Raw genomic sequence first — 23,588 nt, forward strand, 5'->3', positions numbered from 1 at the left:
TTCCACCGGGGGGGAGAAAAATTCGGGTGTGCGAATCTCCGCGCTTTTTTCCCTTTTTGGAATCCCCACGAGGGCCCCCCCCCCTGGGGTCTTCCCCTCCCTCCGGGCCTCCTCACCTGCTGTACGGCTGCGGTCAGTCGCGCGCGGCCTCGGCCGGCGTGTCCTCCAGACGGCCGTCCAGCTTGGCGACCAGGCCCGTCACCTGCCGGGCGATGTCCGGCGCCGTCAGTCCGATCTCGGCCATGACCTCCTTGCGGGAGGCGTGGTCGAGGAAGCGCGGCGGGATGCCGAAGTCGCGCAGCGGTACGTCGACGCCCGCGTCGCGCAGCGCCTGGGCGATCGCGGAGCCGACGCCGCCGGCGCGGCTGTTGTCCTCGACGGTGACGACGACGCGGTGCTGCTCGGCGAGCGGCGCGAGCGCCTCGTCGACCGGCTTGACCCAGCGGGGGTCGACGACGGTCGTCGTGATGCCCTGCTTGTCGAGGAGGTCGGCGATCTCCAGGCACATCGGCGCCAGCGCGCCGACGGAGACGAGCAGGACGTCCGCCGCGCCCTCGGACGGCCTGCGCAGGACGTCCATGCCGCCGACCTTGCCCACGGCCTTGACGGCCGGGCCGACCGCGCCCTTGGAGAAGCGGACGACGGTGGGCGCGTCGTCGACCTCGACGGCCTCGCGCAGCTGCGCGCGGACCTGGTCGGCGTCGCGCGGCGCGGCGATGCGCAGGTTCGGGACGCACTGGAGGATCGACATGTCCCACATGCCGTTGTGCGACGCGCCGTCGGTGCCGGTGACGCCGGCGCGGTCCAGGACGAAGGTGACGCCGCAGTCGTGCAGGGCGACGTCCATCAGGACCTGGTCGAAGGCCCGGTTGAGGAAGGTCGCGTACACGGCGAACACGGGGTGCAGACCGCCGGTGGCCAGGCCCGCCGCGGAGACCGCGCCGTGCTGCTCGGCGATGCCCACGTCGTACACCCGGTCGGGGAACGTCTTCGCGAACTTGTCGAGGCCGACCGGCTGGAGCATGGCGGCGGTGATCGCGACGATGTCCTCGCGCTCCTTGCCGAGCTTGACCATCTCCTCGCCGAACACCGAGGTCCAGTCGACGCCCGAGGAGGCGATCGGCAGGCCGGTGTCGGGGTGGATCTTGCCGACGGCGTGGAAGCGGTCCGCCTCGTCGGCGAGGGCCGGCTGGTAGCCGCGGCCCTTCTCGGTGAGGCAGTGCACGATGACCGGGCCGCCGAAGCGCTTGGCGCGCTGGAGCGCGGACTCCAGGGCCTCGATGTCGTGGCCGTCGATCGGGCCGACGTACTTCAGCCCGAGGTCCTCGAACATGCCCTGCGGGGCGATGAAGTCCTTGAGGCCCTTCTTGGCGCCGTGCAGGGTCTCGTAGAGCGGCTTCCCGACGACGGGCGTGCGCTCCAGGATGTCCTTGCCGCGGGCGAGGAAGCGCTCGTAGCCGTCGGTGGTGCGCAGGGTGGCGAGGTGGTTCGCGAGGCCGCCGATGGTCGGGGCGTACGAGCGCTCGTTGTCGTTGACGACGATGACGAGCGGGCGGTCCTTGGCCACGGCGATGTTGTTCAGCGCCTCCCAGGCCATGCCGCCGGTGAGGGCTCCGTCACCGATGACCGCGACGACGTGGTGGTCCTCCTTCCTGAGGACCTCGTTGGCCTTGGCGAGGCCGTCGGCCCAGCCGAGGACGGTCGAGGCGTGCGAGTTCTCGATGACGTCGTGCTCGGACTCGGCGCGCGAGGGGTAGCCGGAGAGGCCGCCCTTCATCTTCAGCTTCGAGAAGTCCTGGCGGCCAGTGAGCAGCTTGTGCACATAGCTCTGGTGTCCGGTGTCGAAGAGGACCTTGTCCTTCGGCGACTCGAAGACACGGTGGAGAGCGATCGTCAGCTCGACGACACCGAGGTTGGGCCCCAGGTGTCCGCCGGTCTTGGAGACCTCGTCCACGAGAAACGTCCGGATCTCGGCGGCCAGCCGGTCCAGCTGCTCCGGGGTGAGCCCGTCCAGATCGCGCGGTCCCGTAATGCGGGTCAGCAGCGCCACCCGTGCCTCCTTGCAGTTGAACTGTCTGCTTGCCGGTCTGTCGAGTCTAATGTTCCGCCCGCGGGGTTGGTCATCGGGCGGTGCGTTCCGCGTCACGCCTCGGTTACGGCCGGGGCGCGCCGGTGGCGGCCGGGCGCGCGCACAGCCGTGCCCGGCACCGGAATCCGGTGCCGGGCACGGCTGGACAGGCACGGTCAGGCGCGGCCCGCGGTCTTCTGCGTCTTCCGGGTGACGGAGTCGATCACCACGGTCGCCAGCAGGACACCACCGGTGATCATGTACTGGATCGGGGTGGCGATGCCTTCGAGAGCCAGGCCGTACTGGATCGAGACGATCACCATGACGCCGAGCAGCGCGTTCCAGGTGCGGCCGCGGCCGCCGAAGAGGCTGGTGCCGCCGATGACGGCCGCCGCGATGACGTTCATCAGCAGGTCGCCGGCGCCGGCGCTCTGGTTGGCGGCGGCGATCTTCGAGGCCCAGAACAGACCGCCGATCGCGGCGAACGTGCCCGCGATCGCGAAGACCGAGATGCGGATCGCCGTGACGTTGATGCCGGCCCGGCGGGACGCCTCGACGCTGCCGCCGAGGGCGAAGATCTTGCGTCCGTACGCCGTGCGGCGGAGCACGAAGTCCGTCACGACCAGGACGACCAGGAAGAGGACGAGCGCCAGCGGCAGGCCCTTGTACTGGTTGAACATGGTGGCGGCGGCGAAGGCGACCACGGCGAGCAGCACCGTGCGCAGCACCGTGTCGACGAGCGGCCTGGACGGAATGCCCGCGGCCTCGCGGCGGCGGTTGTCCAGGAAGGACGAGAGGAAGAAGCCCGCCACGGCCAGGGCGGCCAGACCGTAGGCGGCGGCCACGTCGGAGAAGTAGTACGTGGTCAGGTGCCCCACCACGCCGTCGCTGTCCAGGTTGATGGTGCCCTGGTCGCCGAGTAGCTGGAGCATGAAGCCGAGCCAGAACAGCAGGCCGGCCAGGGTGACGGCGAACGCGGGCGCGCCGACCCGTGCGAAGAAGAAGCCGTGCAGCGCGCCCATGGCGGCGCCGCTGACGATCGCGACGAGCACCGCGAGCCACTCGTTCATGCCGTGCGTGACGCTCAGCACGGCGACGATCGCACCGGACACACCGCTGACGGAACCGACCGACAGGTCGATCTCGCCGAGCAGCAGCACGAAGATGATGCCGACGGCCATCATGCCGGTGGCGACCATCGTGACGGCGATGTTGCTGAGGTTCTGCGCGGACAGGAAGTTCGAGTTCAGACCCTGGAAGATCGCGCAGATGAGGATCAGACCGATGACGACCGGGATCGAGCCCAGGTCACCGGCGTGCAGCTTGCGCTTGAACTCGGACACGTAGCCCGCGAAGCCGCGCTCGCGGACGAGCAGCCGGGGGTCCACGACGGTGACCGCGTCCTGGGCCGCCTCGGGGTTCTCGACGGCGGGGCCGCCGCCGGGGGTGGAGGACTTGTCGGTGCTCACTTCTGAGCCTCCCCGTTGCGCGCCGCACGGCGGGTCACGGCGTTGTCCGTGGCGCCGGTGATGGCGGAGATGATCTCTTCCTGCGAGGTGGTCTTCACGTCGAAGACGCCGTTGTTCCGGCCGAGCCGGAGCACTGCCACCTTGTCCGCGACGGCCTTGACGTCCGCCATGTTGTGGCTGATGAGGATCACCGCGTGGCCGCGCTCGCGCAGCCGCTCGACGAGGTCGAGGACCTGGGCGGTCTGCTCGACGCCGAGGGCCGCGGTCGGCTCGTCGAGGATGACGAGCTTCGGCTCGCCGAGCATCGAGCGTGCGATGGCCACGGTCTGGCGCTGACCGCCGGAGAGCGAGGCGATCGGGATGCGCACGCTGGGGATGCGGATCGACAGCGTGGTGAGCAGTTCGAGCGCGCGGCGCTCCATCTCGACCTCGTTGAGGACTCCGCGCCTGCGGATCTCCCGGCCGAGGTAGAGGTTGCCGACGACGTCGATGTTGTCGCACAGCGCGAGGTCCTGATAGACGGTCGCGATGCCCAGGTTCTGGGCGTCGTGCGGCCGGTTGATCCGTACGGTGTTTCCTTCCCACTCGATGACGCCGTCATCGATGGGGTGCACGCCGGCGATCGTCTTGACCAGCGTGGACTTTCCGGCTCCGTTGTCGCCCACCAGGGCGACCACTTCACCGGCGTGGACCTCAAGCTCTACGTCGGTGAGCGCCTGAACGGCACCGAACCGCTTGGAGACCCCGCGCAACGCCAGCACGGGCGTAGCGGACACGTGAACCATCTCCTTCGCCGCCTGACCGGCGGGATGCCGCGCCGGGAGGAGGGCGCGACGGTTGAGCAGAAGCGAACTGGGGTGAAGAAGCGTTTCTGTCCGGCGCTCCGCCCGACAGCGGGGGCAGAGAGCGGGCGGGGCGCCGGACAGGCTTCGGGGGTAAGGCGCGGGGCATGGGGCCCGGGACCTTACGCGCCTACTTCAGGCCGAGCTTGTCGCACGCGGCCTTGTACTTCGGGGTGCAGATCTCGGCGACCGTGTAGACGCCGTCCTTGACGACGGTGTCCTTGATGTTGTCCTTGGTCAGCGAGACGACCGGGACCAGGACCGACGGGATGCCCTTGTTGGTCGGGCTGTCCGTCTTCTCCTTGGCGATGGAGTCGAGCTTCTCGCCACGGGCGAGCGCCACGGCCATCTCGGCGGCGGCGGCGGCCTCCGGCGCGTACGGCTTGTAGACGCTCATGAACTGCTCACCCGCGACGATGCGCTGCACACCGGCGAGCTCGGCGTCCTGGCCGGTGACCGGCGGGAGCTTGCTGAAGCCGCCCGACTTGAGGGCGGTGATGATGCCGCCCGCCATGCCGTCGTTGGCGGAGTAGACGCCGATGATCTTGTCCTTGCCGAGGGCCGAGATCGCGGCCTCCATGTTGGCGTTGGCGTTCTCCGGCTTCCACTCCTTGGTGTCGTAGGACTTGCCGATGTTCACCTTGCCCTTGAGCTCGGCGAGGGCGCCCTTCTTGAACAGCGCGGCGTTCGGGTCCGTGATCGCGCCGTTCATCATGACGATCTGGCCGTCCTTGGCCTTGTCGCCGAGGGCCTCCAGGAGCGCCTTGCCCTGGACGTGGCCGACCTCTTCGTTGTCGAAGGAGGTGTAGGCGTCGATCGGACCCTCGGCGAGGCGGTCGAAGGCGACGACCGGAATGCCCTGGTCCTTCGCCTTCTTCACGCCGCCCGCGATGGCCTTGGAGTCCACCGCGTCCACGATGAGCGCGTCCACCTTGTTGGTGATCATCGTGTCGATCTGCTGCGTCTGGGTGGTGGCGTCCTGCTTGGCGTTGGCGTAGACGAGCTCCGCCTTGCCGTTGGTCAGCTCGCTGATCTTCTTCTCGATCAGCGGCTTGTCGAACTTCTCGTAACGCGCGGTCTGGTTCTCCGGAAGGAGCAGGCCGATCTTGAGATCGTCGCCCTTCTTGGCGCCGGTCTCCTTGGCGGAGTCGGCCTCTTCGGCACTGCCACAGGCGGCGAGCGAGACGGCCATTGCGGTGGCGGCCACGGCCACGGCGGCACGACGCATACGCGTGTTCATTCCTTGAAACCTCCCTGACGAGGCCGCGACATTGCGGCCGAGGTGGCTGGAAGTCAACTCGGCCCCGCTGTCAGCGTCAAGGAGTAAATCCTTAACGAGATGACAACGGTGCCATTCGTTATCTAATTGAAGACGGCGCGCTCTCCGGAACCGCGCTGTCGAGAAGGGTCGAATCGCCCATTTCGCTCAGCGCGAGGGCCAGAGCACCCAGCACTTCGGCCCTTCCGCCGAGCGCGCCGGGAGCCACCGACAGCTGTCTGGCGGCACTGGGGATGGCATAGCGGGAGACGGACTCCCGAATGGGACCCAGTACCAGTTCTCCAGCCTCCGCCAGGTCGCCTCCGAGCACCACCCGACTGGGGTTGAGCAGGTTGCACAGGCTCGCCACGCCGCTGCCGATGTGGCGGCCCACGTCGCCGACCACCCGACGGCAGCCCGGATCGCCCTCGCGGGCGAGCTGCACCACGCGCTCCATGGTCAGATCGGGGCCGTGACTGGGCTGGAGCAGGGGCAGGACGTACCGGGCGGCGGTGAAGGTCTCCAGGCAGCCGCGGTTGCCGCAGCGGCAGACCGGGCCGGACTCGTCGAGCGTGATGTGGCCGATCTCGCCCGCCGTGCCGCCGGGTCCCCGGTAGATCTGGCCGCTGATCACGAGGCCGGCGCCGACGCCGCTCGCGACCTTGATGTACGCCAGGTCCTTGACCCCGCGCCCGCTGCCCCAGACCAGCTCGCCGAGCGCGCCCAGGTTGGCGTCGTTGTCGACGTACACGGGCACGCCCAGGCGCCCGGACAGCTCGTCGCTGGGGTTGATGCCCTTCCAGCCCGGCAGGATGGACGTCGAGCCGAGTGTTCCGGACTCGACGTCGATGGGCCCCGGCACGCCGAGGCCGATGCCGATCACCTTGTCCTGGCTGATGCCGCTCGCCGCGACCAGCCGCTTGACCAGCTGTTCGGCCCGGTCGAATCCCTCGGCGGCCGAGCCGTCCACGTCCAGCGGCTCGGCCTCTTCGGCGAGCACCTGGTGGGCGAGGTTGCCGACGGCCACGCGCAGGTGCGTATGCCCGAAATCGACCCCGATGACGATGCCCGCGTCACCGCTGAGCGAGACGCTGCGGGCCCGGCGTCCGCCGGCCGAGGTGGGGGTGACCTCGACGGTCCCGCCGTCCTTCAGCTCGCGGACGATATTGGAGACCGTGGCTGCCGAGAGCCCTGTGGCCCTGGCGATCTCTGCCTGGGTGAGCGAGCCCGCCATCCGGACGGCTCGTACGACTCGCTCAAGATTGGCCCGGTGCAGTGACGTCTGCGACCCCGGAGTCTCCATTGACTCTCCTCTTTCTCCAACATGTGAACTCTAAGATGAGCCTTTCGGGTTGCCCCCCGTCAAGACCTTGAGTCTGGCGCGAGGGTGGCGGAGCACGCCGAACCGCCCGTCGGCGGGGCGCCGACGGGCGGTTCGTACGGGGGTGGGAGCGGAGGCCCCGGCGCTACTTCACGGCGCCCGCGGTCAGCCCCTGCACGACCTGGCGCTGGAAGACGATGTACGCCGCGAGGACGGGCAGCATCGCCATCACCAGGCCCGCGAAGAGCCCCGACCAGTCGCCCTTGTAGCCCTGACTGGTCGCGAGCTCGACCAGGCCCTGGGAGAGCACCCGGTGCTCCGGGTCGTTGTTGAGCACGGTCGGCAGCATGTACTGGTTCCACTGCCCCAGGAAGTTGAAGATCCCGACGCTGATGAGGCCGGGCTTGGCCATCGGCAGCATCACCTGGAAGAACGTCCGGGTGTGCGAGGCGCCGTCGATCATCGCCGCCTCCGCCACCGAGCTCGGCAGCGTACGGAAGAAGGAGGTGAGGAAGAAGACGGTGAAGGGCAGCGAGTACGCGATGTAGACGAGGATCAGGCCCGGGAGCGTCTCCAGCATCCCCATGTTCTTCAGTACGTAGAACAGCGGCACCAGCGCCAGCATGATCGGGAAGCTCATTCCTCCGACGAAGAGGAAGTAGATGAAGCGGTTCCCGGGGAAGTCGAAGCGCGCGAGGACGTACGCCGCCATGGAGCCCAGCAGCAGCGTGCCGACGAGCGAGCAGCCGACCACGACGATGGTGTTGAAGAAGTAGTCGCTCATATGGGCCTCGGACCAGGCCCGCGACCAGTTCTCGAAGTGCAGCCGGTCCGGCAGCGAGAACGGCGACTCGAAGATCGACGCGTCGTCCTTGAACGACGTCATCACCGCCCAGAGCAGCGGCATCACGACCATGAAGGCCCACAGGATCAGGATGCCGTGCGAGAAGACGTTGAGCGTGCTGCCGCTCACGTCCCTCCTGGGCTTCGCGGGCGCCTGGGTGCCGGGCGTCTTCGCGACCGGCGGGCGGTCCTCGGCGACGCCCGCGGGCGCGGTGTCAGTGGTCTTCATCAGAACTCCAGCCGCTCGCGCCGGCCCACGCGCATCACCAGGGCCGCGAGGGCCAGGGTGATGACGAGCAGGGCCACGCCGATCGTTGTCGCATAGCCTGCCTGGCCGTCCCGGAACGCCGTCTGGTAGACGTACAGCACCAGGACGGTCGTCGAGTAGTCGGGGCCGCCGGGGCCCACAGTCATGATCTGGACGACCGCGAAGGACTCCGCGCCGAGCGCGAGGATCCCCATGTAGACCCAGCCCGACTGCACGGTGTCCCAGAGCAGCGGGATGGTGATCCGGAAGAACGTGGTGAAGCGGCTCGCGCCGTCCAGCAGGGCGGCCTCGTAGAAATCCTTGGGGATGGTCGCCATGCCCGCCGAGAACAGCACCACGAAGAAGCCCACGGTGCTCCAGACGAGCACCGCCATGACGGCCCAGAGCGCGGTGTCCGGGTCGCCCAGCCACTGCGGCTGGACGCTGTCGAGACCGATCGCCCGCAGCAGCCCGTTGATCGCGCCCTCGTTCGGGTTGTACGCGAAGGCGAAGAGCACCGCCACGATGGCGATCGAGAGCACCTGCGGGAAGAAATACGCGATCTTGTAGAAGCCGGAGCCGCGGACTCCCGCGATCGCGGCGCCCTTCCGGCGGCGTCCGCCGACGTTGAGCATGAAGGCGAAGAAGAGCGCGAGTCCGAGCGTCACCAGCGGCAGCAGCAGCGCGAAGATCAGGCTGTGCCCCAGCGAATCCCAGAAGATCTGGTCTTCCAGCATCCGGCTGTAGTTGTCGAAGCCGACCATCTTGAAGTCCGGGCTCAGGCCGGTCCAGTCCGTGAACGAGTAGTAGATGGACTGGATGAACGGCCAGATGACGAAGAGTGCGTACAACGCCAGTGGGGCGGCCAAGAACCCCACGATGAACCGGTACTTGCCGTGTTGCATGGTCACCGACCCCGATCTTCCGGCGTGTGCCGCCGCTGGTTCCGCGATCTCCCGGGGGTCCGCCCCCGGACCCCCGGGCTGCTCACTGGTGCTTGTAGTGCTTGATGGACTGGTCCTTGGCCGCCGCGTCGGCGAAGCCCTGGATCTTCTTGATGGTCTCAGCCGGGGTCGCTCGGCCGGCCATCATCTCGCCCAGACCGGCGACGCCGATCTGCTCCTTCTGGAGCTTCACGTACCAGTCCTGCAGGCGCGGGTTGACCACGTTGTCGCCGGCCTTCTCCAGCGCGGCGGTGGCGGACTTCAGGCCGGGCGTCAGCTCGATGCCGTCGGTGCCGCCGTTGAAGGCGGTCAGGGACTTCACGCTCTCGGTGAAGTTCTTCGACGACGCCTCGCTCAGCATGATGCGCAGCTGCTCCATGCCGCCGTCGGGGTTCTTCGCCGACTTCGGGACGATGAACGGCTCGCCGCCGGAGGCCCAGATGGTGCCGAACGGCATCTTGTCCGAGCTGTCGAGGCCGGACGGCGCGCCCACGGCGAGCTTGAAGTCGGCCGGCATCGTCTTGGCGGCCTCGTTCTCCACCCATGAACCGTTCGGGATGAAGAGCGCCTTGCCCTGGGTCCAGGCGGTCTGCGACTGGATGTGGTCGATGCCGGGCGTGCCCTTGAGGATGTAGCCCTTCTTGAAGAGCTCGTAGTACGCCTCGAACGCGGCCTTGACGGCCGGGTCGGACCAGGCGTTCGGCTCCAGGTTGTCGATCTTGTCGAGAACCTCCCGGCCACCGATCTTGGCGATGAACGGGTAGAGCGAGAACGGCAGGTAGTACGGGTGCTTGCCCGCGTACGTCCAGCCCGCGATGCCCTTCTTCTTCGCCTTGGCGCAGAGGGCGAGCATGTCGTCCCAGTTCTCCGGGTACGTCGCGTCCAGCTTCTCCAGGGCGGTCTCGGAGTACCAGACGCCGTAGACCGTGTACGCGTAGTACATGATCCAGACGGGGTCGCCGTCGAACTGGCCCATTTCGACGATGCCGGGCCGCAGCGTGTCGCGGACCTTCTTGCTCGGGTCGTCGACGGACGCGGCGTCCAGCAGCGGCGTGAGGTCGGTCAGCTGCTTCTTGCCGACCAGGACACCCATGTCCATCTGCTCGGCGCCCGAGTTGTCGATGAGGTCCGGGGGCGTTCCGCCGTTGAACCTCGGCTGCAGCTGAGACCTGATCTTCTGCGTGGAAGAGAACTTGATCTTCGCCTTGGGATAGGTCTTCTCATAGACGGCCTTGGCGTCTTCCGCGTACTTGGTGCCGAACCCGCCGTCGAAAATAACAATTTCGAGCGGAGCGCTCTCGTTGACGCCCAGCGGGTTCTTCTCGGTCTTCTTGCCCTTGTCGACCTTGTCCTCGCCGCCGCTGTCGCCGCTCGCGCAGGCCGACAGGAAGCTCATCGTCGGAACGGCGATCAGGCCGAGTGCGGCCGACCGCTTGATCAGATCGCGACGGCCAAGGCCCTCATTGTTGTGGGCGGAGGTGGATCCCATGCTCAAGTCCTCGCCTTCTCCAGGACTCAGGCGGTGTACCGGTCGCCCGTACTCGTCGCCTAGGCGAAGGGCCCCGCCACCGCAGTCAAATGACGCTGGGTCGTGCTGAGTTGCAGAAGATACGGCCACGGGGTTCGGCAGCCGTCACGCGGCCTCCCCCACTGTTCCCGGTCCCCCTGGTCCGCTTCCGCAAAGCTGCGTTGCGGACGCCGACAGGTATAGTCCACTTCCGGTCAACTGAGCAAGATCGAAAGCAAGGTTGGACGGCAAGCTTTCCCGAGTTGAGACCTCGCGGACATCTGGAACACGCACGCGGTCATCCGTACGGCTCCATAAACACGGCGCGCCCCCTTCGCCTCCCCCGACGCATACAACACCCTTGACACCATCGGTGACTTGGCTTCCTACTGGACCCCGTTGCACCGCTCATGACAACGTTGTCCAGGGGAGGAAATGTCCGGGATGCAGTACAGACCTCGGTACGCACAAGGCCCCACCGCCGCCGCTGTCGCGGCGACCGCCCTCCTGCTGATCGTGACGGCACCCTCCGCGGCCGTCGCCCAGCCGCACCGGCCGGCGCCGCCGGAACGGACCTTCAGCTCCTCCTTCGAAGCGGACGAACCCCAGCCAGACTGGCGCAATACGGTGGAAGTCGCCCCCGGCGGCGAGAAGCGCGCCTCGGGCGTCGACGGCGGCTACAGCTCCGGGATCCCGGGCAATGTGACCGACCGGGTCGTCGGGCTGCGCGCCGACGGCGAGAACACCGGCGGCGGCGAGACCAAGGAGAACCTCGTCGACGTCCAGCCCGCCACCAAGTGGCTGACCTTCAGGCCCGCCGGCTGGATCGAGTTCGATCTCGACGAACCCGTCAAGGTCGTGACATACGCTCTCACTTCCGCCAATGACCACGCCGAGCGCGACCCGAAGGACTGGACGCTCAAGGGTTCGGCCGACGGCAAGGAGTGGACGGTCCTCGACGCGCGCGAGGGGCAGGCCTTCGCCACGCGGTTCGAGACCAGGAGTTTCAGCTTCGAGAACCCGACAGCGTACGCCCACTACCGGCTGGAGATCACCCGCAACAACGGCGCGTCCGGCGCCACCCAGCTGGCGGACGTTCAGTTCTCGAACGGTGACACCTCCACGCCCGCTCCCCAGGACATGCGCAGCCAGGTCGACCGCGGACCCTCCGGCTCCCCCACCGCCAAGTCGGGCGCGGGCTTCACGGGCAAGCGCGCGCTGCGGTACGCCGGCACGCACCGGGCGGCCGGCCGGGCGTACTCGTACAACAAGGTCTTCGACGTCAACACGCGCGTCACGCGGAACACCGAGCTGTCGTACCGGGTCTTCCCGTCCCTCCCGGAGACCGACCTCGACTACCCCGCCACCCACGTGTCGGTCGACCTGGCCTTCACGGACGGCACCTATCTGAGTGAGCTGCGCGCCCTCGACCAGCACGGCGCGGTCCTGTCCCCGCGGGGCCAGGGCGCCTCCAAGACGCTGTACGTCAACCAGTGGAACCACAAGGCGTCGCGGATCGGCGCGGTGGCGGCCGGCAGGACGGTCGACCGGGTGCTGGTGGCGTACGACTCGCCGAAGGGCCCGGCGAAGTTCAGCGGCTGGGTCGACGACATCACCCTCACCCCCAAGGCCCCCGAGAAGCGCCTCGCGCACTTGGCCGACTACGTCTCCACCACGCGCGGCACCCACTCCAGCGGCGCGTTCTCGCGGGGCAACAACATCCCCGCCACCGCCGTCCCGCACGGCTTCAACTTCTGGACGCCGGTGACCAACGCCGCCTCCACGAGCTGGCTCTACGACTACGCCCGCGGCAACAACAGCGACAACCTGCCCACCCTCCAGGCGTTCAGCGCGAGCCACGAGCCGAGCCCCTGGATGGGCGACCGGCAGACGTTCCAGCTGATGCCGTCCCTCACGGCCGGCGTCCCGGACGCCGGCCGCACGGCGCGCGCCCTGCCCTTCCGCCACGAGAACGAGACGGCGAAGCCGCACGAGTACGCGGTCACCTTCGAGAACGGCCTGAAGGCCGAGATGACCCCGACCGACCACGCGGCGATGATGCGGTTCACCTATCCGGGCGAGGACGCGAGCGTCATATTCGACAACGTGTCGAACGACGGCGGCCTCACCCTCGACCCCGCCACCCGCTCCTTCACCGGCTTCTCCGACGTCAAGAGCGGCCTGTCCACCGGCGCCACCAGGCTCTTCGTGTACGGCGTCTTCGACGCGCCGGTCACCGGGAGCGGCAAGCTGAGCGGCGGCGGGGGCGGCAGCGCCGATGATGTGACCGGCTATCTGCGTTTCGAACCCGGTGACGACCGCCAGGTGACCCTGCGGCTCGCGACCTCACTCATCAGTGTGGACCAGGCGAAGAAGAACCTCGCCGACGAGATCCCGGCGGGCGCCTCGTTCGAGCGGGTCAAGAACCGGGCGCGGGACGCCTGGGACGACCTCCTCGGCCGCGTCGAGGTGGAGGGCGCGAGCCGCGACCAGCTCACGACGCTCTACTCCAGCCTCTACCGGCTGTACCTCTATCCGAACTCCGGCTTCGAGAACACCGGAACAAGGGCCCGCCCGAAGCAGCAGTACGCGAGCCCCTTCTCCAAGCAGACGGGACCGGACACGCCCACCCACACCGGCGCGAAGATCGTCGACGGCGAGGTGTACGTCAACAACGGCTTCTGGGACACCTACCGGACGACCTGGCCGGCGTACTCCTTCCTCACCCCGGAGAAGGCGGGCAGGCTCGTCGACGGTTTCGTCCAGCAGTACAAGGACGGCGGCTGGATCTCCCGCTGGTCCTCGCCCGGTTACGCCGACCTGATGACCGGCACGAGCTCCGACGTGGCGTTCGCCGACGCGTACGTCAAGGGCGTCGGCTTCGACGCGGAGGCGGCGTACGAGGCGGCGCTCAAGAACGCCACCGTCGTGCCGCCCTCCTCCGGCGTGGGACGCAAGGGCATGAAGACGTCCCCCTTCCTCGGGTACGCCTCCACCGAGACCCACGAAGGGCTCTCCTGGTCCCTGGAGGGCTACCTCAACGACTACGGCCTCGCGAAGATGGGCGAGGCGCTCCACAGGAAGACGAAGAAGGCGCGCTACGAGGAGGAGTCCGCGTACTTCCTCAACCGCGCCCGCAACTACGTCAAGCTCTTCGACGACAAGGCCGGCTTCTTCCAGGGCCGCGACCTCAAGGGCGACTGGCGGGTCCCGTCGGAGAAGTTCGACCCGCGTGTCTGGGGTTACGACTACACCGAGACCAACGGCTGGGGCTACGCCTTCACCGCCCCCCAGGACTCCCGCGGCCTCGCCAACCTCTACGGCGGCCGGGCCGGTCTCGGCGACAAGCTCGACCGGTACTTCTCCACGCCGGAGACGGCCGACCCCGCGTTCGCCGGCTCGTACGGCGGCGTCATCCACGAGATGACGGAGGCGCGCGACGTACGGATGGGCATGTACGGGCACAGCAACCAGGTCGCCCACCACGCGACGTACATGTACAACGCCGCCTCGCAGCCGTGGAAGACGCAGGAGAAGGTCCGCGAGGTCCTGTCCCGCCTCTACACCGGCAGTGAGATCGGCCAGGGCTACCACGGCGACGAGGACAACGGCGAGCAGTCCGCCTGGTACCTCTTCTCCTCGCTCGGCTTCTATCCGCTGGTCATGGGCAGCGGCGAGTACGCGATCGGCTCGCCGCTCTTCACGAAGACGACCGTCCACCTGGAGAACGGCCGCGACCTGGTGGTCGAGGCGCCGGAGAACAGCGCGAAGAACGTCTACGTCCAGGGCCTGAAGGTCAACGGCAAACCGTGGAAGTCCACCGCGCTGCCGCACAGCGTGCTCGCGCGTGGCGGCACGCTGGAGTTCGACATGGGGCCCGAGCCGTCCTCATGGGGAACGGGCGAAAAGGCCGCGCCCGTGTCCATCACGCGGGACGACGAGGTGCCGTCGCCGCGCGGGGACGCGATCACGGGCTCCGGTCCGCTGTTCGACAACTCGTCGGCCACGGACGCGCAGTTCGAGAGCCTCGACCTGGCGGTGAAGCCGGACACCCGCGCGCTCCAGTACACCCTCACCTCCTCGGAGCGCGCGAAGGCACCCCGGGGCTGGGTGCTCCAGGGCTCGCGGGACGGTGCGGAGTGGCGGGACCTCGACCGGCGTACGGGAGAGTCCTTCGCCTGGGACCACCAGACCCGCGCCTTCAGCGTCGCCCGCCCGCAGCGGTACGAGAAGTACCGGCTGGTGGTAACGGACGGACCGGCGACCCTCGCCGAGGTGGAGCTCCTCGGGTAACCCCGGGGTGTGGGGAGGACCGGCCCGGCGGCCGGTCCTCCCTGTCACGCGTCCAACGAATCACTGTAACCGTTCGTGTGCGCAGTGTCACCGCTGACGGCTACGCTCGGTGTGCGCGGAAGGAGCGTTGCCCATGCCTCAGCCCAAGGACCTCGACCCGTACACCGACCCGAGGTCGTTCTACGGCTCGGAACTGCGCCGCCTGCGCGAAGCCGGTGGGCACTCGCAGGAGCAGCTCGGAGAGCAGGTCTTCTGCTCCGGCGCGTACATCGGCCAGTTGGAGGGCGCGACGCGCCGGCCCCAACTCGACCTGTCGAGGATGCTCGACGGCGTGCTGGGAAGCGGTGAGCACCTTCAGCGCCTGTGCCGCCTCGCACGCAAGTCGAAGGTCGCTGAATACTTCGCCGACGCGGCGGACTTGCAGCAGCGGGCCACGGCGATCAACCAGTTCGGGTCGATGCTGGTTCCGGGGCTGTTGCAGACGGAGGGCTACGCGCGGGCACTGACCCGTGGCGCCCACCCGTTCGCCGCGCAGTCGGTGATCGAGGGGCACGTCAGCACCCGGATGGAACGGGCGGAGCTGCTCGACTCGCCCACAGCGCCGGTGTTCTGGGTGATCACCCACGAGGCCATGCTCCGTGTGCCGGTCGGCGGTCCCGCCGTCATGCACGGCCAGCTCACCCATCTCCTCAAGGCGGCGCACGCACGGCCCCATGTCGTGCTCCAGGTCATGCCCTTCAGTGCCGGACCGCATCCGTTCCTCAACACCAACGTGTCTCTGATGGACTTCACCGACGAGCCGCCCGTGGTTTACACCGAAGGCTCCTATACCGGCCAGCTCGTCGAAGAACCCGCCCTGGTCGCCCAGTTCCGATCGGCCTACGATCTGGCCAGGGCCGCCGCGCTGTCGCCGGAGGCGTCCCTGGCCCTGATCGAGTCGGCGGCGAAGGACTACACGACACATGATCACCACACCTGACCTGAGCACAGCCGCGTGGCGCAAGTCCTCGTACAGCAACGGCGACGGCGGTGACTGCGTCGAGGTCGCCGACGACTGCCCCGGCGGCGTCATACCCGTCCGCGACAGCAAGACCGCACCCGGGGGCCCCGCGCTCGTGTTCCGGGCCGCGGGCTGGGCGCCCTTCCTCAGCGCCGTCAAGAACGGCGCGCTCTGACCGCACGGGGCACGCGTGAAGGGCCGCACCCCGTCGCCGGGATGCGGCCCTTCGGCGTCCTGCTGTGAGGACTAGTTGCGGATCAGCGACCGCAGCACGTACTGCAGGATGCCGCCGTTGCGGTAGTAGTCCGCCTCGCCCGGCGTGTCGATGCGCAGCTTCGCGTCGAACTCGACGGTCTCGCCGCCGTCCTTGACGGCCTTGACCTTCAGCGTGTCCGGGATGCCGCCGTCGTTCAGACCGGTGACGCCGGTGATCTCGAAGGTCTCCTCGCCGGTCAGGCCCAGCGACTCCGCCGACGCGCCCTCGGGGTACTGGAGCGGGAGGACGCCCATGCCGATCAGGTTCGAGCGGTGGATGCGCTCGTACGACTCGGCGATGACGGCCTTGACGCCGAGCAGCGCGGTGCCCTTGGCCGCCCAGTCGCGGGACGAGCCCGAGCCGTACTCCTTGCCCGCCAGGATGACCAGCGGGGTGCCGGCGGCCTGGTAGTTCTGCGAGGCGTCGTAGATGTACGACACCGGCGCGTCGGGCTGGGTGAAGTCGCGGGTGAAGCCGCCCTCAGTGCCCGGCGCGATCTGGTTGCGCAGGCGGATGTTGGCGAAGGTGCCGCGGATCATGACCTCGTGGTTGCCACGGCGCGAGCCGTAGGAGTTGAAGTCACGGCGCTCGACGCCGTGCTCCGTGAGGTACTTGCCGGCCGGGGTGTCGGCCTTGATGGCGCCGGCCGGGGAGATGTGGTCGGTGGTGACCGAGTCGCCCAGCTTGGCGAGAACGCGCGCGCCGGAGATGTCGGCGACCGGGGTCGTCTCCATCGTCATGCCCTCGAAGTACGGGGGCTTCCTGACGTACGTCGACTCGTTGTCCCACTCGAAGGTGTTGCCGGTGGGGATCTCCAGCGCCTGCCACTGGGCGTCACCCGCGAAGACGTCGGAGTAGGACTTGTTGAACATGTCCTCACCGATGGAGTTGGCGACGACGTCGTTGACCTCGGCCTCGGTGGGCCAGATGTCCGCCAGGAAGACCGGCTTGCCGTCCTGGTCGGTGCCCAGGGCGTCCTTGGTGATGTCCACCTTCATGGAGCCCGCGATGGCGTACGCGACGACCAGCGGCGGGGAGGCCAGGTAGTTCATCTTGACGTCGGGGTTGATGCGGCCCTCGAAGTTGCGGTTGCCCGAGAGGACCGACGTGACCGCGAGGTCGTTGTCGTTGACGGCCTTGGAGACCTCCTCGGGCAGCGGGCCCGAGTTGCCGATGCAGGTGGTGCAGCCGTAGCCGACGAGGTTGAAGCCGACCTTGTCGAGGTACGGGGTCAGGCCCGCCTTGTCGAAGTAGTCGGTGACTACCTTCGAGCCCGGGGCGAGGGTGGTCTTGACCCACGGCTTGCGGGTCAGGCCCTTCTCGACCGCCTTCTTGGCCACCAGCGCGGCGGCGACCATGACGTACGGGTTCGAGGTGTTGGTGCACGAGGTGATCGCGGCGACGGTGACGGCGCCGTGGTCGATCTCGTACGTCGAACCGTCGGGGGCGGTCACGGTGACCGGGTTGGACGGGACGGCGGCACCGGTGCCCTCGGCGTGCTGCGGGGCGCCCGCGCCGTTCTCCTGGCTGCCGTAGGCCGGGGCGTCGGAGGCCGGGAAGGACTCGTCGCTCGCCTCGTCCACCGGGGAGGCGGCGGTGCCGGCCTGCACGGCCGGGACCTCGACGTAGTTGAGGACGTCCTTGGCGAACTGCTCGGCGGCGTTGGCGAGGACGATACGGTCCTGCGGGCGCTTCGGGCCGGCGATCGACGGGACGACCGTGGAGAGGTCCAGCTCCAGCTTCTCGGAGAAGTCGGGCTCGGCGGCCGGGTCCAGCCAGAGGCCCTGCTCCTTGGCGTACGCCTCGACGAGCGCGACCTGCTGCGCGTCGCGGCCGGTCAGGCGCAGGTACTTCAGCGTCTCGTCGTCGATCGGGAAGATCGCGGCGGTGGAGCCGAACTCCGGCGACATGTTGCCGATGGTGGCGCGGTTCGCAAGGGAGGTGGCGGCGACGCCCTCACCGTAGAACTCGACGAACTTGCCGACGACGCCGTGCTTGCGCAGCATCTCGGTGATCGTGAGCACGAGGTCGGTGGCGGTGGTGCCGGCCGGCAGCTCGCCGGTCAGCTTGAAGCCGACGACGCGCGGGATGAGCATGGAGACCGGCTGGCCGAGCATCGCGGCCTCGGCCTCGATGCCGCCGACGCCCCAGCCGAGCACGCCGAGGCCGTTGACCATGGTGGTGTGCGAGTCGGTGCCGACGAGGGTGTCGGGGTACGCCTGGCCGTTACGGACCATGACCGTGCGGGCCAGGTGCTCGATGTTGACCTGGTGGACGATGCCGGTGCCCGGGGGGACGACCTTGAACTCGTCGAAGGCGGTCTGGCCCCAGCGCAGGAACTGGTAGCGCTCCTTGTTGCGGCCGTACTCCAGCTCCACGTTCTGCTGGAAGGCGCCGGCGGTGCCGAACTTGTCGGCGATGACGGAGTGGTCGATGACCAGCTCGGCCGGGGCCAGCGGGTTGATCTTCGCCGGGTCGCCGCCGAGCTCCTTGACGGCCTCACGCATGGTGGCGAGGTCGACGACACAGGGCACGCCGGTGAAGTCCTGCATGATCACGCGGGCGGGCGTGAACTGGATCTCCTGGCTGGGCTGGGCCTGCGAGTCCCAGCCGCCGATCGCCCGGATGTGGTCGGCGGTGATGTTCGCGCCGTCCTCGGTGCGGAGCAGGTTCTCCAGCAGCACCTTCAGGCTGTAAGGGAGGCGCGCGGAGCCCTCGACCTTGTCCAGCTTGAAGATCTCGTACGACTCGTCGCCCACGCGCAGCGTGCTGCGGGCGTCGAAGCTGTTCGCCGACACGACAGTCTCCTTCTTCAATGTGCGCGTTTCCTACCGCATCCTGCCGCCACGACCCCCTGGCCATCCGCTAAGGTAAGACTTAGTTAGGTCACCCTTACCGGTCGGCGGCTGCGGTACGCCTTCGGCAGATATCTCGATGTCGAGATAACTCTAGTACATGACCGCCGATCGGTCATGCCCGGACCGCCGCCGACTCCCCCCTTTCCCCGCGGCGACGCCCGCGCGCTCTCGCGCACCGGCCGCCCCATGCGCCCCTCGGAGTGCGGCATCTCATATCTGAGATAACCTGCCGCCATGGCAGACGACTACCTCGTACGCATCGGCAAGCTCATCCGTGACGCCCGGCAGCACAGGGGCTGGACGCAGACTCAACTCGCCGAAGCGCTGGGCACCAGCCAGAGTGCCGTCAACCGCATCGAGCGCGGCAACCAGAACATCAGCCTTGAGATGATCGCGCGCATCGGCGAGGCTCTCGACAGTGAAATCGTCTCGCTGGGGTACGCGGGACCGATGCACCTACGTGTCGTCGGCGGCCGTCGTCTCTCCGGCTCGATCGACGTGAAGACGAGCAAGAACGCCTGCGTGGCGCTGCTTTGCGCCTCACTGCTCAACAAGGGCCGCACCGTGCTGCGGCGCGTCGCGCGCATCGAGGAGGTCTACCGCCTGCTGGAGGTGCTCAACTCCATCGGCGTGCGCACCCGTTGGATCAACGACGGGAAGGACCTGGAGATCGTCCCGCCCGCGCAGCTGGACATGGACTCCATGGACGCGGAGGCGGCCCGCCGGACGCGGAGCATCATCATGTTCCTCGGCCCGCTGCTGCACCGCATGGACCACTTCAAACTGCCGTACGCGGGCGGCTGCGACCTCGGCACGCGCACCATCGAGCCGCACATGATCGCGCTGCGGCGCTTCGGGCTGGACATCACCGCCACCGAGGGCATCTACCACGCGGTGGTGGAGCCGTCGGCCGGCCCAGACCGGCCGATCGTGCTGACCGAGCGCGGCGACACGGTGACCGAGAACGCGCTGCTGGCGGCGGCCCGCCACGCCGGCGTGAGCGTCATCCGCAACGCCTCGTCCAACTACATGGTCCAGGACCTGTGCTTCTTCCTGGAGGCGCTCGGCGTACGCGTCGACGGCGTCGGCACGACCACGCTGACCGTGCACGGCGTACCGAACATCGACGTGGACGTCGACTACTCGCCGTCCGAGGACCCGGTCGAGGCGATGAGCCTGCTCGCGGCTGCCGTGGTGACGGGCTCCGAGCTGACGATCCGCCGGGTGCCGATCGAGTTCCTGGAGATCGAGCTCGCGGTGCTGGAGGAGATGGGCCTCGACCACGACCGCAGCGGTGAGTACGAAGCCGACAACGGGCGCACGCGGCTGGTGGACCTGACGGTGCGGCCCTCCAAGCTGGAGGCGCCCATCGACAAGATCCACCCGATGCCGTTCCCCGGGCTCAACATCGACAACGTGCCGTTCTTCGCGGCGATCGCGGCCGTCGCCCAGGGTCAGACCCTGATCCACGACTGGGTGTACGACAACCGCGCCATCTACCTGACGGACCTCAACCGCCTCGGCGGCCGCCTGCAGCTCCTCGACCCGCACCGCGTGCTGGTGGAGGGCCCGACCCGCTGGCGCGCCGCCGAGATGATGTGCCCGCCGGCCCTGCGGCCCGCGGTGGTCGTCCTGCTGGCGATGATGGCGGCGGAGGGAACGTCCGTCCTGCGCAACGTCTACGTCATCAACCGGGGGTACGAGGACCTGGCGGAACGCCTCAACTCGGTCGGCGCGCAGATCGAGATCTTCCGCGACATCTGACCCGGCCGGCGGTGACGACCGCGGCTCCGGCTCCGGCCGGCGCGGGGGCGGCCAGGTGCCGGCCCGGCCGCCCCCTGCGTGCGTCAGGCCGGGTCGTAGGCGCGCAGGCGGCTGCGGGTGTCCTCCGCGCCGCTCGCGCCGTCGCGTATGTGCTGGGCGCGGTCCATCGCGGACCAGCCCGTGCCCTCGTCGGCGTTGATCTGTTCCCGGACGTCCCTGATCCCGTAGTGGGCGAACAGCGTCCGCTCCTCGACCACGGAGAGGACGTCGTCCTTCCCGGACGGGCCGGGGGTGGGCGCCGCCTCGACGGTGGCGGCCGTGAACGCCACCTCCACGTGGTCTCCGGCCAGCACGGCCTCCCGCAGCGGGACGAAGGCGTCGCCGGGGCCCGACGGGCCGCTCCGCACCAGCGCCCACTCGGGGCGGCCGGTGGTGTCGTCGAGCAGGAGGCGTTCCACGTGGCCGATGTCGTGGCCGTCCGCGTCGTGCACGGGGCGGCCGGTCAGCGTGCCGAGCTGCTCCTGGGTGATCACTGCTGCTCCTCAATGTCCTGCCGCCGCCTGTCCCCTCACGTCTTGCCGGTCCTCCCGTCGGCAAACTGCCGGAGCTCCGGCCTCAGGGGCCGGGCAGCCCCCCGCCCTTGAGGCGTTCCAGGTCGGACGGGCGGACCTGGATGGCGAAGAGCGCGATGATCGCCGCAGCGATCGTGAAGGCGGCGGCCACGATGAACGCGGCGGAGACGCCCGAGGTGAGCACCTGGTCGCCCCAGGGCGGCGGGAGCTGGCCCGAACGCTCGAAGGCCAGCCGCTCGCCCGGTGTGGCCTGCGCCATGAACGCCGGGATCTGGTCCTTCGTCTCGTTGCGGCTCGCCGTGCCGAACATCGTGACCAGGATGGACAGGCCCAGCGAGCCGCCCACCTGCTGGGTGACGTTGAGCAGTCCGGACGCCGCGCCCGTCTCGTGCGTGGGCACGTTGGAGACCGCCATCAGCGTCAGGGCGACGAAGTTCATGCCCATGCCGAGGCTGAAGACCAGCATCGGTCCGAGGATGCTGCCCAGATACGTCGAGTCGACGTCCGTCAGGGTCAGCCAGGACAGTCCCGCCGCCGCCAGGACCGCTCCGGTCACCATGAAGGGCTTGGGACCGTACTTCGGCAGGAAATGGGAGGTGATGCCCGCGCCCACCGCGATGACGGCGCTGACCGGCAGGAAGGCGAGCCCGGCTTCGAGCGGGCTGAAGTCCAGGACGCCCTGGACGAACAGCGTGAGGAAGAAGAACATGCCGAAGATGGCGGCGGCGAGAGCGAGCATGATGCCGTACGTGCCCGCGCGGTTGCGGTCGGCGAACATGTGCAGTGGGGTGATCGGCTGCCTCGACCGCCGCTCCACCAGGACGAACAGCGCGAGCAGCACCACGGCCGCGCCGAACGACGCCAGCGTCAGGCCGTCGCTCCAGCCTTCCTGCGCCGCGCGGATGAAGCCGTAGACCAGGCACACCATGCCGAGGGTGGAGGTGAGCGCGCCGGCGATGTCGAAGTGGCCGGGATGGCGCTCGGACTCCTTGATGACGCGGGGGGTCGCGACGGCGATGAGCAGTCCGATCGGCACGTTGACGAAGAACACCCAGCGCCAGTCCAGCCACTCCACGAGCATGCCGCCGGCCAGCAGGCCGATGGCGCCGCCGCCCGCCGAGACCGCGGCGAAGACACCGAAGGCGCGGTTGCGCGCCGGGCCTTCGGTGAAGGTGGTCGCGATCAGCGCGAGCGACGTGGGTGAGGCGATGGCGCCGCCGACGCCCTGGAGGGCGCGTGCGGCGAGGAGTTGTCCGGCGTCCTGCGCGAGGGCGCCGAGCAGGGACGCCAGGACGAACAGCAGGACGCCGAAGACGAAGACCCTGCGGCGGCCGAGGATGTCACCGGCCCGGCCGCCGAGGAGGAGCAGCCCGCCGAACGTCAGCGTGTAGGCGTTGACCACCCAGGACAGACTCGTCGTGGAGAACGCCAGGTCGCTCTGGATGTGCGGCAGAGCGATGTTCACGATGGTGATGTCGAGGACCACCATCAACTGGCACGAAGCGATGACCAGCAGCGCGAGGCCGTTCTTGCCTTCCGTGCCCGGAGCGGCTCCCGTTTTCGCCGGCGTCGGTTGTGGGGTCGTCATGGCGCGCGCCCTCACGGCAGGGACCGTGGGCTGTTTTGCCCACCATTCGACCGTAAACCTGGGTTCTGACGGCCACCACTCGATCAGCGGTACGCCTCAGGGGCGCGTGAGGCCGGCGGTCACGAGCGCGTGAGGCGGGCGGTCAGGGCCTCACGGGCCGCGGGCCACTCGTCGGCCAGCATGGAGTAGACGACCGTGTCGCGCACGGTGCCGTCCGGCCGGATCCGGTGGCTGCGCAGTACACCTTCGCGCCGCGCCCCGAGGCGCTCGATGGCCCGCTGCGAGCGCTCGTTGCGGTGGTCGGTGTGCCAGGTGACGCGCAGCGCGCCGAGCACGTCGAAGGCCCGGCCGAGGAGCAGCAGCTTGGCCTCGGTGTTGATGCCGGTGCGCTGGAAGCGGCTGCCGAGCCAGGTGGAGCCGATGGCGATGCCGCGATCGGCCGGTTCCAGCTCGTAGTACGAGGTGGAACCGGCCACCTCGCCCGTCGCGACGTCGATCTGCGCGAGCGCGATGCTGTCGCCCTCCTCCTGGCGCGCCAGCAGCCCTTCGACGATCCGGCGCATCCCGGCCGCATCGGCGGGCTGCTCCTTCGACAGCCACGGCCAGACCGACGGATCCTTCAACGCCTCGAAGAGGCCGTCGGCGTGAGCCGTGGTCAGGGGCTCCAGGCGGACGAAACGACCGGTCAGGGTGGGGCGTTCGAACCAGGCATCGCTCATGGGGGATCTCTCATTCCCAGTCACATAGGGGACCAAATC

The 23,588-nt window shown here is 68.8% G+C and carries 16 protein-coding genes; 4 read left to right on the forward strand and 12 right to left on the reverse strand.

Annotation, left to right across the window (positions count from 1 at the left end; translation table 11 throughout):
• Nucleotides 1–133: 133 nt before the first annotated feature.
• The 8 genes from dxs to ngcE all read right to left on the reverse strand — a co-directional run bounded on the left by dxs (nucleotide 134) and on the right by ngcE (nucleotide 10,481).
• A complete protein-coding gene (gene dxs / locus AC07FK_RS03855; protein WP_479102219.1) occupies nucleotides 134–2,050 on the reverse strand; it encodes a 1-deoxy-D-xylulose-5-phosphate synthase in 1,917 nt (638 codons plus the stop codon).
• 194 nt (nucleotides 2,051–2,244) lie between these two features.
• Nucleotides 2,245–3,537 (reverse strand): sugar ABC transporter permease, encoded by a 1,293-nt coding sequence (locus AC07FK_RS03860; RefSeq protein WP_479102221.1) that lies wholly within the window; start codon nucleotides 3,535–3,537, stop codon nucleotides 2,245–2,247.
• Complete coding sequence (locus AC07FK_RS03865) at nucleotides 3,534–4,322, reverse strand: ATP-binding cassette domain-containing protein (RefSeq protein ID WP_453402246.1); 789 nt, start codon at nucleotides 4,320–4,322, stop codon at nucleotides 3,534–3,536. The genes AC07FK_RS03860 and AC07FK_RS03865 overlap by 4 nt, the downstream gene beginning before the upstream one ends.
• Nucleotides 4,323–4,509: 187 nt before the next feature.
• The gene (locus AC07FK_RS03870; RefSeq protein ID WP_479102222.1) at nucleotides 4,510–5,619 is read right to left on the reverse strand and encodes a sugar ABC transporter substrate-binding protein; all 1,110 of its coding nucleotides are present in this window, start codon (nucleotides 5,617–5,619) and stop codon (nucleotides 4,510–4,512) included.
• A 118-nt stretch (nucleotides 5,620–5,737) separates the two neighbouring features.
• On the reverse strand, nucleotides 5,738–6,940 hold the full coding sequence (locus tag AC07FK_RS03875) for an ROK family transcriptional regulator (RefSeq protein ID WP_479102224.1): 1,203 nt from the start codon (nucleotides 6,938–6,940) through the stop codon (nucleotides 5,738–5,740).
• A gap of 163 nt (nucleotides 6,941–7,103) precedes the next feature.
• A complete protein-coding gene (locus tag AC07FK_RS03880) occupies nucleotides 7,104–8,030 on the reverse strand; it encodes a carbohydrate ABC transporter permease (RefSeq protein WP_479102226.1) in 927 nt (308 codons plus the stop codon).
• Nucleotides 8,030–8,953: a carbohydrate ABC transporter permease gene (locus AC07FK_RS03885; RefSeq protein WP_479102581.1), complete on the reverse strand. Its 924-nt coding sequence runs from the start codon at nucleotides 8,951–8,953 to the stop codon at nucleotides 8,030–8,032. Before AC07FK_RS03885 ends, AC07FK_RS03880 begins: the two co-directional genes overlap by 1 nt.
• 82 nt (nucleotides 8,954–9,035) lie before the next feature.
• Nucleotides 9,036–10,481: an N-acetylglucosamine/diacetylchitobiose ABC transporter substrate-binding protein gene (ngcE, locus tag AC07FK_RS03890; RefSeq protein WP_479102228.1), complete on the reverse strand. Its 1,446-nt coding sequence runs from the start codon at nucleotides 10,479–10,481 to the stop codon at nucleotides 9,036–9,038.
• A 462-nt stretch (nucleotides 10,482–10,943) separates the two neighbouring features.
• Here ngcE and AC07FK_RS03895 point away from each other — a divergent pair, with 462 nt between their 5' ends.
• The 3 genes from AC07FK_RS03895 to AC07FK_RS03905 all read left to right on the forward strand — a co-directional run bounded on the left by AC07FK_RS03895 (nucleotide 10,944) and on the right by AC07FK_RS03905 (nucleotide 15,967).
• Complete coding sequence (locus AC07FK_RS03895) at nucleotides 10,944–14,792, forward strand: GH92 family glycosyl hydrolase (RefSeq protein WP_479102229.1); 3,849 nt, start codon at nucleotides 10,944–10,946, stop codon at nucleotides 14,790–14,792.
• Between the two features lie 133 nt (nucleotides 14,793–14,925).
• Nucleotides 14,926–15,771 carry a helix-turn-helix domain-containing protein gene (locus AC07FK_RS03900; RefSeq protein ID WP_479102230.1) on the forward strand — a complete coding sequence of 282 codons (846 nt, stop codon included), beginning with the start codon at nucleotides 14,926–14,928 and terminating at the stop codon, nucleotides 15,769–15,771.
• A complete protein-coding gene (locus AC07FK_RS03905; RefSeq protein WP_479102232.1) occupies nucleotides 15,755–15,967 on the forward strand; it encodes a DUF397 domain-containing protein in 213 nt (70 codons plus the stop codon). The genes AC07FK_RS03900 and AC07FK_RS03905 overlap by 17 nt, the downstream gene beginning before the upstream one ends.
• Before the next feature lie 71 nt (nucleotides 15,968–16,038).
• Here the strand turns inward: AC07FK_RS03905 and AC07FK_RS03910 are convergent, their stop codons facing one another.
• Complete coding sequence (locus AC07FK_RS03910; RefSeq protein WP_479102234.1) at nucleotides 16,039–18,846, reverse strand: aconitate hydratase; 2,808 nt, start codon at nucleotides 18,844–18,846, stop codon at nucleotides 16,039–16,041.
• A gap of 294 nt (nucleotides 18,847–19,140) precedes the next feature.
• Here AC07FK_RS03910 and AC07FK_RS03915 point away from each other — a divergent pair, with 294 nt between their 5' ends.
• The gene (locus AC07FK_RS03915; RefSeq protein WP_479102236.1) at nucleotides 19,141–20,670 is read left to right on the forward strand and encodes a helix-turn-helix domain-containing protein; all 1,530 of its coding nucleotides are present in this window, start codon (nucleotides 19,141–19,143) and stop codon (nucleotides 20,668–20,670) included.
• Between the two features lie 83 nt (nucleotides 20,671–20,753).
• Here the strand turns inward: AC07FK_RS03915 and AC07FK_RS03920 are convergent, their stop codons facing one another.
• From AC07FK_RS03920 to AC07FK_RS03930, 3 genes are all read right to left on the reverse strand, one after another.
• Nucleotides 20,754–21,203 (reverse strand): PRC-barrel domain-containing protein, encoded by a 450-nt coding sequence (locus AC07FK_RS03920; protein WP_479102237.1) that lies wholly within the window; start codon nucleotides 21,201–21,203, stop codon nucleotides 20,754–20,756.
• Between the two features lie 82 nt (nucleotides 21,204–21,285).
• Complete coding sequence (locus tag AC07FK_RS03925; RefSeq protein ID WP_479102239.1) at nucleotides 21,286–22,830, reverse strand: MFS transporter; 1,545 nt, start codon at nucleotides 22,828–22,830, stop codon at nucleotides 21,286–21,288.
• A 119-nt stretch (nucleotides 22,831–22,949) separates the two neighbouring features.
• Nucleotides 22,950–23,549 carry a GNAT family N-acetyltransferase gene (locus AC07FK_RS03930; RefSeq protein ID WP_479102240.1) on the reverse strand — a complete coding sequence of 200 codons (600 nt, stop codon included), beginning with the start codon at nucleotides 23,547–23,549 and terminating at the stop codon, nucleotides 22,950–22,952.
• Between the last annotated feature and the right edge of the window lie 39 nt (nucleotides 23,550–23,588).

Source organism: Streptomyces sp. NPDC046122, assembly GCF_056429965.1.